This window comes from Thermococcus sp. (assembly GCF_015521605.1).
GTDB lineage: Archaea > Methanobacteriota_B > Thermococci > Thermococcales > Thermococcaceae > Thermococcus.
In genome coordinates, this window is record NZ_WANV01000035.1 from 13,354 (window position 1) to 27,250 (window position 13,897).

Below are 13,897 nucleotides of genomic sequence, written 5' to 3' on the forward strand. Positions count from 1 at the left end.
GTACTCGCACATGGCTCCCCCCAGTAAACTCCCCTCCTGGATAATTAAGGCTTTCTATCATCAACCCCCCGACGAGAAACAGGCTGGTGAACACATGAATACATCAAGGCCGCTTTTGAATCGGGAACCTTTTTAAACCAAACCTCCCTCCCCGAGGCCTCAAGGTGAGAAAAATGAGTCAGAGGGTAGCCGTCGCGGTGAGAAACGCCTCAATAGCCAACCGCTACCGCTACATCCCGAAGATGCCAAGGTGGTTTTATTCCTTCGTGCCATTCAAGGTAGCCACGGGTGGAAGCTCCGCCCTGGTCAGCCTGTACCTTCTTGAACTCGGGGGAAGCGCCTCGACAGTAGGTCTGACCTTTGCACTTGCGAGCTTGGCCTCAATGCTCGGTGCCCTATTCTGGGGCAGGTTGAGTGACAGAACCCTCAGGAGAAAGCCCTTCATACTGCTCGGCTTCGCGAGCGTGCCGGTTTTCCTGACGCTCATGGCATTCGTCAAAACACCCGCCCAGCTAATCGCCATAAACACCGCCTACGCGTTCTTCCTTGCATCGACGCTTTCCGTGCCGATAGCCCTGGTTTTAAGGAGCGTCAGAAAGCACAGCTGGGACTACGGCATAGGGAAGTTCAACGAGATAAGCGGGTGGGGCTGGGTGCTCGGCCTGGTTCTCGGTTTCGGCCTGTCAAGGTTCCTCACGATACCCCAGCTGTTCCTGACCTTCGCACTGGTGGGACTCCCATCCATCGTCATGGGAGAGCGCATGATAAGGGAGGTACCCATCTACATCAACAGAAAATCCATCAGGGCGTTTGGAAACTACGTCGTCGAAAAAGCCAGGTACATGCCGTCCTTTATACTCCACACGAACTTCAGCCTCCCAGAGGGTCTGAGAAAGTTCTATCTGGCATTCCTGCTGTTCTGGATAGCGGCGGGTCTCTATTTCCCCCAGATGCCGGTGCTCCTCTCGGACAGGGGCTATCCCCGTGAGATAATTTACCTTGCCCTGATCGCCAACTCTGCAATAGCGGCCCTCAACTACACCCGTGTGGGCGCGGGCATGGGGAGAAACAAGGAGGACACCCTGAGGAGGGGCCTCATCCTCCGTACGGGGGCGTTTATTGCTATAATGGGCGGCATTTTCATTTCACCGGCGCTGCTGCCCCTGGCCTTCGCTTCATACGCCCTCGCGGGCTATTCCTGGACGTTCATCAGCGTCTCATCAACGGCCATAGTGGGCGAAAGGGCAGGAGAAAAGGAGAAGGGAAGCGCCATGGGGACGTACAACGTTGTCAGTTCCGCAGGCTACATAACCGGGAGCGCCATAAGCGGTGCGCTCATATCATCGGCCGGATTTGGGGCGACGCTTGGACTTGGACTTGCCCTGCTCGGTGGAAGCATAGTCCTGCTGAGAAAATAAAAAGAGGTCAGAACTTCAGAACCCTGGCAAGAACTATGAGCGGATCCCAGACCGGAGCGAAAGGCGGTGCATAGGCAAGGTCAGTGAAGAAAACGTCTCTCGTCGTGAAGCCTGCCGTCAACATGGCGGCGGCGCTGTCTATTCTGGGCAGGATCTCGGCTCCAACCGCCTGAACACCGAGGAGCCTGTTCGTCTCGTTGTCGACGACGCCCTTCAGCCATATCTCCCTCCCGCCGGGGTAGTAGTGGGGCTTTGTCCTTGCCTTTATGAACGCTGTTCTGACGTCGTAGCCTTCCTTAACAGCCTCGGCCTCAGTCAGACCAGTCTTTCCAATCTCCAGGTCAAGGAACTTGGTTATGCTCGTTCCGAGCACTCCCGGGAAGTGAATCTCCCTCCCGGCTATGTTGCTTCCGGCGACGTAGCCCATCTTGTTGCCGGCTGGTGCAAGGGGAATCCAGACACGCCTGCCGGTGATGAGGTGCCTCGTCTCAGCGACGTCTCCGGCGGCATAGACGTTTTCAACGCTCGTCTCCATCCTCTCGTTCGTCCATATCGCGCCGGTCTCACCTATCCTCACGCCCAGTTCCCTGGCGAGTTCTGTGTTCGGCTTTATGCCCGTCGCCACGATAACCATGTCGGCGCTGTACTCGCCGGCATCGGTGATGACCTTCTCGACCCGCCCGTCGCCCTCAAAGCGCAGTGTAAGCTCCTGGAGGCGGAGGTTGAGGTTTTCCCTCAGCTTTGCCTCGACGATATCGGTAATCTCCCTGTCGAAGGTCTTCCTCAGAACCCTCTCGCTCCTCCCGATGAGTGTAACGTTCTTGCCCCTAGCGACGAAGGCCTCTGCCATTTCAAGGGCGATGTAGCCGGTGCCTATGACAACGACGTTCTTAACATCGTGCTTCTCCATGTACTCCGTTATGGCAACGGCATCTGGGGGAAGGTCTGCAGTAAAGACGCCCTCAAGCTCGCAGCCCTCAAGCGCTGGAACCTGCGGCGAAGCACCGTTGGCGAAGACGAGGTAGTCCCACCCGTAGGTCCGCTCTTCCTCCCCCTCACGGACTCTGACGCTTCCCTGTTCGACCTCTATGACCTCCGCCTTCATGTGGAGGTCTATGCCGCGCTTCTTGATGAAGACCTCAGGAGGATAGTGCATGAGCTTCTCCTTTGGTGAAACTCCCTCAACCACATAGGGCACGCCGCAGGGAGCATGGCTGACCCATTCTGTTGCCTCGAAGACCTTTACGTCCCATTCAGGCCTCAGGCGCTTGATTCGAGATGCAGCACTCATTCCGGCCGCTCCACCGCCTATGACAACAACCGTCTTCTTCATGATCATCACCAAAAAAGGTTCAAAACTTTGGGTTAAAAACCTTGGCGGGACAGAAACGGGTCATTCCTTTCTGTCCAGGAAGTACTTTCTGCCCCTAACCTCCACCATGCGGTATACCTCACCCTCCCTGAGCTCCATATTAGGCCTCTCAAGCTCGTACGTCTCGTAAGTTTTCATATCCATGAGCTGGACCTCCGCCGGGGTTATGCTAGTGACCATTGCCTCACTCCTCTCGGTCTCCACAGTATCTATGCCCTCCCGCTTCACGGTCTTCCAGTCTCGGTGCTCGCTTTCCCGGGTGGAGAGGTTCTTCAGGGAGAGGCCCTTTCCATCCACGCGTTCGACTTCATAGACGTTACCGCGCCTATCCGCCACTATGTCCCCCTTCTGAAACTTTGGAATCCTGATGCTCACGCTGGTGCGGTAGACCTCCCTACTGGTCTGCCTGTCGAGGCCGACGAGCTCGTAGGCCTCACTTATCGTTCCCCCAAAACGCTCCTTTATCGCCTGGGCAAGCTTCCTGGCGCTGGATGTCGAGCCCATATAGAAATCAAGTCCCTCCTCCTTTTCTATGGTATCCTGGATGAACCCCATTCTGTCCTTGCGCATTATTTCGTCCACTTTCTCCTCGACGAGCTTTCCTATAACCTTCCTTTCCTCTTCTGTCAGCGGCCTGCCTTCGGCGCGAACCTGGAGTATTGCCTCAAAATAACCTCCAAGGAACCTGGAACAGCGCGGACAGACTGTCTGGCGGACGTAAACGGTGGTGTGTTTAACCTCGTCATGAAGCTCGTGCTGGAGCTCGTGTATCCTTGCCTTAACACGTATCTCATACGTTATTATCGCCGGGAAGTATTCAATGTGCCAGTCAACGGGCTGGAAGGCTATCAAAGCCTTTCCAACGGGAAGTTCCTCGACCTCGTCAAGCTCTTCCGGGGAGACTATCTCAAATTCCCTCACCCTTTCATCCAGGGAATCCCCTATCACTTCAAGGAGCGCGTTTTCAGCGACTTCGAATATCAGCTCCTCAAGCTCATAGGTCTGGGGATCGACCCAGACGCCCCTTTTCTTATAGCTGCCACAGTTCTGACACAGCTCCGTGTTTACCTCCCCCTCAATCAGCAGAACGGGATTTTCCTTTCTGAAGCAGACCTGGCAGAGACCCGCTATGAGAGGACCCCCCTCACTCTCGCTTATCCCACATCTGTAACAGAACCTCTCACTCATCCCTCTCACCGAAGGGGAGTGAGGGAGGGGGTTTAAAAACCTAATCTCAGAGGAAGAGCTTTGCCATCTGGGCGTGGGGAACTCCCTGAATCCTGAGCACCCTCGTCTCATCAATGTAGCCCAGTTCTATCGCTTTTCCCACGCAGCGCTCGCCAGTAAGGTTGGCGATGGTAGCCTCACCCAGCATGGTCTCAAGGGCCTCCTCGTCGACCAGCTCGCCCTTGTAAAAGCGCTCCTTGACCTCAAGCTTCAGTTCACCTTCCCTGAAGGTTTTCCCAAGGAGCTCCTCATCGCAGGCCGCGAGGAGAACTTCCCCCTGAACCCTGTACACTTTGACGTATATCATGGAGCGACACCGGAGGGAGAAACGCTTGGGGGTTTAAAAGGGTTGGGTAAATGGAGAAGAAAAGAGAGGGGAATCAGCCCTGGGCCTCAATCTCATTGACGGCCTCCTCAAGGATGGTGTACGCCTTGAGGATGTTTAGGTAAGCCTTGCGGATGTTCGGCAGTGCCGCTATTGCGAGGTTGTCCCTGCCCGGAGTCAGGTACTTCTCGGCCTCAGCGTAGTACTGGTCGGCGAGCTGCTTGTACTGCATGGCCTCCTGGAGGGTCTCGTTGTCGACACCGAGATCGACAGCCTTCTGGTAGAGCGGGTCGAACTTCTGGTCGTACCTCCAGTAGAGCATGAACCAGACGTAGTTCCAGGTGCTGACGATCCAGCGGGATGTCTTATACTCAATCGTCAGCGTCACCGGTGAGGCGTACCTGACCTTCAGCACGACGTACTTTGCGTTCTTGCCGTCGATGACGTAGTAGCTGACCACGTGGTCGCCATTCACGTCGACGTACTGGGTATCGAGCGGCAGTGTCACAAGGACGTAGCCAGTAGTTCCGGTCGGACCCTCGACCGTCAGGTCTATGCTCGTGCCCGTATCGTGGTAGTTCGTGACCGCACCGAGTCCAACTGCGACGTAGGGCGTCACCTGGGTGGCGGAGTACACCTTGTCCTCCGCAAGCTCCTTGACCTTAACCGTCACCTCCTTGGAGGCGTCCTGGTAGTAGTCGCTGAAGACCTCTATGTTGAACGTCTGCTCAAGGTTGAGCGGGGTGAAGTACACCTCGACTTCACCGTTGTCCGTGTAGTACGCCCTGCCGTTCACGACGACCTTTGCCGGGGCATCTATCCTCTCCATCGTCGCGAGGTCGAGGAGCCTTATCTTGAGCACCGACTGCTTTCCAAGGGTTGTGTCTGCGTAGACCGCTATGTACATCTCCGGCTGACCCACCTGGAACAGCATCGGCGCGTAGGTCATCGTCTCCCCTGTATCGGCGTTCACGAGACCGAGTATGCCGAGGTAGGTTCCGGTGGTCGAGACGTCTGCCGTGGCGTGGATGGTTCTGGTGGTACCGACATCGAAGCTGAAGGGAGTGCTGTCCACCATCACATCGCCGTTGTCGCCGAGTATCTGGTAGTAGAAGGTGTATTGGATTGGGTTGTATCCGACGGTGTCATATCCGTAGACCAGTACCAGGTAGTATCCTGTCTCGGGCATGAACTTCTCGAAGACCTCATCGCTGGTCGGCCCTATCTGGTCGGTGTACACTTCAGTGTAGTTGTCGATGATGCCGTCACTGAGGTCATTTACGAGCTGGTCGTAGGTCTCGTAGTAAATAACGTACAGGTCAAGGTCAGCGGTCGGGTCCTCAGGTTCGGTGATTCCAAGCCTGAGGAAGTACGTGGTCGGATCGACGCCAAACACGCCGATGAAATCCCAGGCGTCCTGGCTAACGTTCCGGGTCATGGCGTACGCTACGTCGAGCCTTCCAAGGCCGTAGCCTATGACACTGGCATTGAACGGCATGTAGTTGTTCTTCACTTTAGCCTCAACGCTGACGTTGGCCGGGGACGGAACGTCCTTCTTTATGAGCTCCGGTGATATCGACACCGAGCCGGCGCTGATGTCTATCTCGTAGTGGGCGTCCTCGTAACCGGTTCTGGCATAGGAACTGACACTGACATACGCCGTTATCTCCCAGACGCCCTCAACCGGGTTGTCGACCACCCACGTGTACTCAAGCGGCCCTCCGGGACCGACGTAGTAGTACCCGGGCACTCCGTCGTAGACAACACCGCCCATTGGCCTCGCGATGACAAGCTTGACCCTGCCCATCGGGGTGCCGTTGGCATCCGTCGGGACGCGGAGGGTGACACGGAGCTCCTTGGTTCCCCTCGGGACCTCGAAGAAGTAGTGCTTGGCCTCACCGGGCTTGCCGGTGTCGGTAATCTTGGCGCTGGTCTCGCCGTTCTTGTTTGCGGGTATGTCAACGGTAACCGCAACATAGCCATCGATGTAGCTCGTGTCCGGGTCGTCGATGTAAATCAGGCCCACATATGTACCGCTCTTCTGGAGCTTGGAGTAGTCGATGTTTATGGAGAACTGCCCGATGAGGTCACTTATGTACATGGCATTGGCACCGTGTATCGTGACCTCCGTCGTGTTCGGTATAATCCAATCAACGTTTGTGCTTATCTTGTAGGTCTTGTTCTCGAAGACGTACCAGAGACCCCATCCTGGCTCGTAGGTCATGGGTGAGAAGTATATCGGGACACTTCCCGGATACTCGTCCCTTATGTATACCCCCCTGTAGAGGTAGGGGTAGCCGAACATGTACTGGAAGTAGCCGTTGAAGTCAACGTATGCCTGTGAGATCGGGATGATGGGCTGCTCAATCGGGTTCTTGAAGCTGGTAAAGGTGGTGCCCGCGAAGATGTACGTGGTTGGCTCCTGGCTGAGCTCTTCAAGCTTGGCTATGGCCTTGTCAACCTGTATGAGACCGAATCCCTGGTCTATAAGGGTCTGGTTCGTGGGCTTGGCGCTGAGTTCAAGGGCACGCTTGATCATTATCGGGTTGTAGGTGATGTTGTGCTGCTTGGCGTAGCTTATCATGAGGGCGACGGCACCGCTGACGTGCGGGGTGGCCATTGAGGTACCGCTCCAGAACCCGTAGTACCTGTAGGGGTTGCCGTAGAGGACGGTGTACCACATCGGGAGGCTTGAGAATATGGCGGTTCCCGGAGCCATCACGTCCGGGTCAAGGAGACCATCCATCCTCGGCCCCCTGCTGGAGCTCATGGCCGGACCGTTCATGACTCCAGGAAGACCGTAGAGGAGCTCCCACCTCTCGCTCTCCCAGTAGTTGCCGACCGTTATGGCCAGGTCGCTGTCACCGGGGGCATGGACGCTGTTGGTCGTCGGCCCCTCGTTGCCGGCGGCAATGGCAAACGTAACCCCGTAAATGTCAGTGAGCAGATTGACGTAGAATATCTCCGGGGTCTCAAGTCCATCGTTTATCTCGCCACCGCCACCGAGCGACATGCTGATAACGTCGGCTCCCATAAAGGTCGCGTATATCATTCCGCTGATTATCCAGCTGGTTCTTCCAAAGCCGAGCTCGCCCGGAAGAACCTTGACCTCGATGAGCTGGGCGTTGGGGGCAACGCCGTAGACACCGTAGAACACGGGGTCGGTGGGCAGACCAACACCCGCGACGGTACCGCTGACGTGGGTGCCGTGTCCGTGGGCGTCCCACATGAAGTAGGCGTAGCCCTCATTGGGTTCGAACTCTATGAAGGCGACATTGACCTTGGTTGTGTTAACGGTGACGTAGTCTCCGCTGATGTCATAAATCCTCATAGGCTGGTCGTTGGTGAAGTTGTTGTCGAGGTTGAAGTCTATGTAGGCTATGAAGTTGCCGCTCTGGTTAACTATGAGAACCGGATAGACATCGCTGAGGTCTCCGAAGAGACCGAGGCCGTAGGGGTCATAGGGAGTTGCGCTGAAGTTGTTGAGGTCAAAGTACCTCTCGGGAAGGAGGCCAATGTAGTAGGTGTCGCCGGTTATGTTCCCGACGTAATAGGTGCCCATCGTGTAGTTGGTGTATGTGGAGTGACCATAATAGGGAGCATAGACTCCCCAGAAGACCGTGACGTTCTTGTTAACGGCAATCGTTCCCCCCACTGGAGTGGTGGTGTTGTAGTAAATCTGAGCCATGCCCTCGTCGCTCTCGTCATAGATGTCAATGATCTTCTTCCTTCCATCGAGGGTTGTCTGGAGGAACGGGTGTCCAACATCCACACCGGTGTCCAGAACGGCAACGGTAACGTTGTCTCCGTAGACACCGTAGTCAGTCCAGACGTTGTATGCATCTATCGTGAAAACGCTCATGAACATGTCCGGGAGGGAGAGGGAATCCTTCGCAGGGGCACTGGGAGCAGTTCCATCCTCGGGAGCCACCGGTTCCTGGAGTTTGACGGTCCTGTCCTTCCACACATGAAGGATGCCCGGAATGTTCTGGAGCTCTTCCACCTTAGAAACGGGCATCTCGACGACTATGAACTGGTACTCGGGTTTGCTTATTGGATCGATTGTTCCAAGCTTTTTGAGGGCATTATAGACCTCCATCGCGTGATCCCTATCCGGCGCGACTATCAGACGTACGGTCTTGTCGCTGGTCTTGAGGATGTTCTGTATCTCCTTTTGGAGGACCTCACTGCTGATGAACTCTCCGGAATGAGCATTGTTTGTGGTTTCTACCTTGACGGGATTAGACGGGGCGGCGAAGACTGGTGTGGCTGAAAACGCCACTGAGGCCGCTGATAGTACAAGTACCGCCACAATCAAAAGACTCAAGGCCTTCCTATTCATCCTGACACCTCCAGGTCGTAATGCTCACCTATACTGTGGATAGAGCACCGATATAAACGTTTCGCACCACAGGGTTGTATAACTCACCCTAACAGCCATGTTACAACTTGAATGATTATTCCGGGGCATTGATGACCGCGCTTTATGTTATGTCCTCCCCAGAAACCGAGAAGAGCAAAGTGGCCACAATGAATAACATTATGAACGCGTCCACTCCCGGGTCGATCGAGTACATCATCAAAGACAAAACCACCACAAAGCTTCCCCTGCGTCCCTCACTAGTCCTAAGGGATATCCCAAGCAGAAAAGCCTCAATCAGCCCCAGAATCCCGAAATCAGCCACCGGTTGGCCAAAAAAGAAATAGGTGTAGTTCGTGGATGCACCGAAAAGTGAAGCGACCATGTGTCGGGGGTTGTCACTAAAGAGGAGCGCCCCATGGAAGAAGCCCCAGGGGAGGGAGAGGCGAACGAGGTTGTGGAAAACAAGGAAGGTAAAGCCTATTCTGACGAGAACACCCTCCATTCCTCCGCTCATCCATACTATGACAAGCACTGGGGCTGCACTGAGACCAACGAGCCATTTTCGGAGCCGGGGATAGTCGAAGTAGGCACTCAAAAAATAAGCCAGATACACAAGGAGAACCAGGGAACGAAACGTGCCGAGGAAGAAAAGCACGGCGTAGATGGCCATCAGGAATGTTTTCCAGCGGAGGGAGATCGTGGAGTAGGCCATTCCAATAACAGCCAGGACCGCCGCCAGAACCAGAGGGCCGACAAGTTCATACCTGAGGGAGTTTTCAAAAAGTGGGACACCCAAGGCGATGTATAGAGCCAAAGGTATCAAGAGTGCAACCAGCAGGGCGCTCTGGGGAAAGAGCCGGAAGGGGTTGACTTTCAGCCAATACACTATAAGAACCAAAACTGCCAAAATGGAAAAGACTGGGAAATCATGGAGAGAGAGCACCAGAAAGAAGGCAGCCAGCAGTGATGAAGGGAGTTTCAGGTTGGAGGCGTAGCCCAAAGCGAAGACGGCAAAGAATGCGAGGGCGTAAACCGTCCCCAGAAGGAGCATTGAGGGCTCCAATCCGCGCGAATATATCGTGCTACGCAGATTTTCGCTAAAGTAGTTGGCGTACAGTGAAAGGGCCAGGTAAGAAAAGAAGCCGAGGCTAAAGATTTTTAACCCCCTCACTTTACCACCAATTAATGTTAAAAAAGGAGCTTAAAAATTTGAGGGGTGTCGTGGAATGAAGAAAGAGAGCCTCTACCTTCCCCTGCTTCTCATCTCTGCTTTCATCATCAGACTCATTCCCCACAGAACGCTTCTTTTGGCGACATACGACGAGTACCTTCACAGGGATATAACCCTGCGGATAGTCACCCAGGGCATAGGCTCAATCCCCAAGGACATACCCTCCCTGATCGGACTGAGGGCTTACAGCTATCCTCCGCTGTTCCACATAATCGGCGCGGCCTTTTACAAGGTATTCCCCTCAAATTACCTGTTCTTCGTCCTCCCGGCAGTCTACGGCACCTTAGCAGTGTTCGGCTTTTACCTGGCGTTTAAAGAGCTCACGGAGGACAAAAACCGTGCCCTTCTCGCCGTGACACTCCTAGCCTTTGCCCCCAACTTCATATACAGAACGAGCCTCTACATCCCGGAAAATCTTGGCCTGTTCCTGTTCTCGATAAGTCTGCTGTTCCTGATACGATTTATGAAATCGAGAAAGCTCTCCAGCCTGCTCGTCTTGACCGCGGTGATGATGGTCTACATGCTGACCCACAGGGGATGGATATTCTTTGCCATGGCCGCGGTTCTGCTGTTTGCCTCTTACCTGTGGCCGTTCATAAGGAAGAACCTCCACTATTTTGTCGCCCTGGCCGTTCTGGCTCTCATAGCCTACACGCAGGTGTCCTTCATCCAGTCGACCGTTGGAGAGCTTTTCCTCAGACTCCAGCGGAGCGAAGTGAGCTTCCTGGGATACTTCAAGTGGATAGGCATTATCCAGCTCGTCTTTGGGGCGATAGCAAGCCCGTACTATTTCAAAAAGGACAGCATACGACGTGGCTTCGTCCTCTGGGCCTGGGCGTTTATGTTGGCTGGAGGAATCTCCTTCCGCTTCCGCGACCCCTACGCAACAATACCCCTCTCCGTTATGGCCGCGGAGTACCTCATTGACGTTGTCTTCCCGGCGGTGGGCCCTTTCATCAGGAGTGCCTTCGAAGGAGTGAAAGGTGTGGGCGCCGAGTGGATAAAGGGCATTTCACGGAAGCGCTGGGTAACCTCACTGGTAATCCTGCTGCTCCTGGTTACCCCCCTCGTCCAGGGTGCCTACGGGGCTTACAAGTACGTTGAGGCACCAACTGTCAGCGACAAGGAGGCCTACGAGTGGATAGTCCAGAACACGCCTGAGAACGCCACTATACTCGTGTGGTGGGATATGGGGTATCTCCTCATAGGAAACACCCACAGAAAGGACGTCGTCATATGGAAAAAAGTGTACCAGGGCTTCTTTGGAGAGGCCCCAACGGTAAGGGAGGCGGGACAGGCGTACACGGACCACGTCATCATGTTCAGCTCAAACCAGAGAGAGTGGGCGTATTATCTTATGAGGAAATACAATGTAAGCTACATCTTCGTGGACAGAAAGAGGTATTCCTACGGCTTCATCCGCTATGGCCTTATGGAGTACGCCCCCTACGACACCCATTTCAAGATTGAGTTCTGCAACGGCGGTTCGGTCATATACCGCTTCATCCCCGAGCCGACTCTGAAGATGGAACAGCCCTTCCCCCTTAACTACACCGGAAACTACTCACCCCTCGTCAATTTCCTGGAGAAGTTCTGGACAGGATACAACTACGCCGATTTCGACACAAGGTACAAGGCTTACTTCAACCTCAATGCCTGGATGGTTGACCTGTACTCACGCCTCTACCAGAAGACAAGAGATGAGGCCTTCAGCGCCCGCACAGACTGGCTCCTCCGCTGGCTTTCGTACAAGCAGATGGACAACGGGGCGTTCCCCTGGGGCATCCCTCCCAACGACTTCACCCTGTACACCGCCTACACCCTCGAACCCCTGAGGGGGGTTAACTTCGACGGAAAGGAGAGGTCGCTCAAGCTGCTGGAGAGCAGGGAGCGTGAGGACTACTTCATGACGACTCCCAAGGACGAAAAGGGAGGTCTCGTGACAAACGCCCTCATGCTCCCTGTTTACAAGGAACTCGGAATCCTGAGCCCCACAACGGAGAGGAACATCGTCGCCCAGCTGCTGAATGAGCAGAAGGGAGACGGAAGCTGGAACAACAACCTCGGCACCACCATAGCAGTTGCCTCAAGCCTGGCAAGGTACTACCAGCTAACGGGCAACGAGACGGTGCTGAACGCCGTCAGGAAAGCAGCCGAATGGATGACAGGGGAGCAGGAGGAAAGCGGGAAGCTAAAGGCAGAGAAGTATGAGTACACGTATTCCAGAGCCACCTACGCCCAGATGGCATACATCTATCACGTTGCGGGACTTAAAGACGCAGAGGAAAGAACCCTCAATTTTATCGAAGACACGTTCGATCCCAACAAGGAAGTACACCCGCTCGATGCAGTGCTTACCATGTACCGCTACTTCGGCTACGCCTACGGCAGCGATAGGGCCATCGGCATGATCAACGAACTCCTGAAGGCCCATCCACTGCTCAGCTTCTCCTAATTTTTCAATTTCGAAATGTTTAAATAGTAACACACCCTGAAGTAAACGGAGGGTGTGACGTGACGCCAACACTCCCGAGAAGGGACCTGTACATAAGCGGAACAATAGCGCTTTTTTCCCTGATTCTAGCCATGGCATTCCTCCCCAGCAGAACCATCACCTACGATGGGGCACTTTACATAGATATCGCAAGGAATCTCCTAAAGGGCATAACGAACTACACGTACCAGGGAGTCTACATGATGTACCGTCCGCCGGTTTACGTCTACACGCTCTCGCTTCTCTTTAGGTTCCTCCCACCCAACTCCCACCTGACGGCAGCGCGGCTCGTCTCAGCGTTCTTTTACGCCCTGACGGCAGGCCTTGTGTATGTCTTCGCCGTGGAGCTGTGGAAAGACAGACTGAAGGCGTTTGCCGCGGCTATGTTTTACATCTTCAACCCCCTGGCCTTTGCGATGGGAACCCGCGAGCTCGTTCACAGCGAATTCACGTTTTTCTACACCCTCGCCATATACCTGCTGTACACAGGGAGAAAGAGGGGCGAAAGCACGAGGCTGTATCTTTCTTTCATAATCGCGGGGATAGCAGTGCTGACCAGATATACTGGACTCTCGATACTGGGAGTCATGATAGCATACCTGTACCTGACCGAACACTGGGATTGGGCAAAGAAAAAGGAGTATCCCCTTGGATTCCTCCTCTTCATCCTTGTCCTCCTGCCCTGGCTGTACATGGGGCATCTTTATTACGGTGGTGCGTTTAAGCCCTTCAGCGTGGCCACCCAGTACGTAACCAACGCACCACCCGTTTCAGCATTTGACTACGTCGGAATGATAGCCAACACCCTGGGCATCCTCCTGTTCCTTGCAATAGTCGGCTTTGTATTCCTTAAAAAGAACGATGAGGGGTGGCTTCTCATAAGCTGGCTCTTTCTGGGACTGCTGGGAATAATGACCGTGACCCACAAAGAAGAACGCTTCATAACGTTCCTCTCTCCCGTGGTTGCCCTCCTGGCGGCCCACGGCCTGTGGAGTTTGGCGGAAATTCTCCACGGGCTTATGGCGAGTGCCGAGCACAGAAAGTATGCATCTATTCTGCTTCTGATACTGTTTCTGATTCCAATTGGAAGGGACGCCATGAGCCTCAAGGAACAGTGGGACGAACAGGGGGCGGTCTATGTCAGGGTGATGGAGTACGCCTCAACCAACTACCCCTCCGCGGAGTGGCTCCTCGTCTCGCCCAAGATGTACACAATGGCGGGACTTTACTATCCTGACGCAATAATCCAGGTCATAATGGACAGGCAACAGGTCCGGGACAGAATCGCCAGCGGAAAGTATGACCTCATAATCAAAATGGAAGGTGACCCTCCCTTAAACATCGAAGAGAGCGGCATGTACACCCTCGCCAAGGAGTTCCCCAAGGAGGGCTTCAAGGTTTTCGTTCGCTCCACTTCAATCCCTAAAAGCAAGGGAAGTTAAGCCCCCGTCAACCCAAATGAACACA

At 54.6% G+C, this 13,897-nt stretch carries 8 protein-coding genes; 3 read left to right on the forward strand and 5 right to left on the reverse strand.

Annotation, left to right across the window (positions count from 1 at the left end; genetic code table 11):
- Positions 1-173 precede the first annotated feature (173 nt).
- Positions 174-1,418: an MFS transporter gene (locus F7C11_RS08445; protein WP_297092776.1), complete on the forward strand. Its 1,245-nt coding sequence runs from the start codon at positions 174-176 to the stop codon at positions 1,416-1,418.
- 7 nt (positions 1,419-1,425) lie between these two features.
- Here the strand turns inward: F7C11_RS08445 and cdr are convergent, their stop codons facing one another.
- The 5 genes from cdr to F7C11_RS08470 form a co-directional block, all read right to left on the reverse strand.
- Positions 1,426-2,754 carry a CoA-disulfide reductase gene (gene cdr / locus F7C11_RS08450; protein WP_297092777.1) on the reverse strand — a complete coding sequence of 443 codons (1,329 nt, stop codon included), beginning with the start codon at positions 2,752-2,754 and terminating at the stop codon, positions 1,426-1,428.
- Positions 2,755-2,811: 57 nt separating this feature from the next.
- On the reverse strand, positions 2,812-3,978 hold the full coding sequence (locus F7C11_RS08455; RefSeq protein ID WP_297092778.1) for a 60S ribosomal export protein NMD3: 1,167 nt from the start codon (positions 3,976-3,978) through the stop codon (positions 2,812-2,814).
- A gap of 46 nt (positions 3,979-4,024) precedes the next feature.
- Positions 4,025-4,324 carry a DUF424 domain-containing protein gene (locus tag F7C11_RS08460; protein ID WP_297092761.1) on the reverse strand — a complete coding sequence of 100 codons (300 nt, stop codon included), beginning with the start codon at positions 4,322-4,324 and terminating at the stop codon, positions 4,025-4,027.
- 73 nt (positions 4,325-4,397) lie between these two features.
- Positions 4,398-8,684 carry a S8 family serine peptidase gene (locus F7C11_RS08465; protein WP_297092762.1) on the reverse strand — a complete coding sequence of 1,429 codons (4,287 nt, stop codon included), beginning with the start codon at positions 8,682-8,684 and terminating at the stop codon, positions 4,398-4,400.
- Between the two features lie 142 nt (positions 8,685-8,826).
- On the reverse strand, positions 8,827-9,876 hold the full coding sequence (locus F7C11_RS08470; protein WP_297092763.1) for a hypothetical protein: 1,050 nt from the start codon (positions 9,874-9,876) through the stop codon (positions 8,827-8,829).
- A 55-nt stretch (positions 9,877-9,931) separates the two neighbouring features.
- On the opposite strand from F7C11_RS08470, the gene F7C11_RS08475 reads away from it, so the two are divergent.
- Positions 9,932-12,391 carry a glycosyltransferase family 39 protein gene (locus F7C11_RS08475; protein WP_297092764.1) on the forward strand — a complete coding sequence of 820 codons (2,460 nt, stop codon included), beginning with the start codon at positions 9,932-9,934 and terminating at the stop codon, positions 12,389-12,391.
- A gap of 59 nt (positions 12,392-12,450) precedes the next feature.
- Complete coding sequence (locus tag F7C11_RS08480; RefSeq protein WP_297092765.1) at positions 12,451-13,872, forward strand: glycosyltransferase family 39 protein; 1,422 nt, start codon at positions 12,451-12,453, stop codon at positions 13,870-13,872.
- The last annotated feature ends 25 nt before the right edge of the window (positions 13,873-13,897 follow it).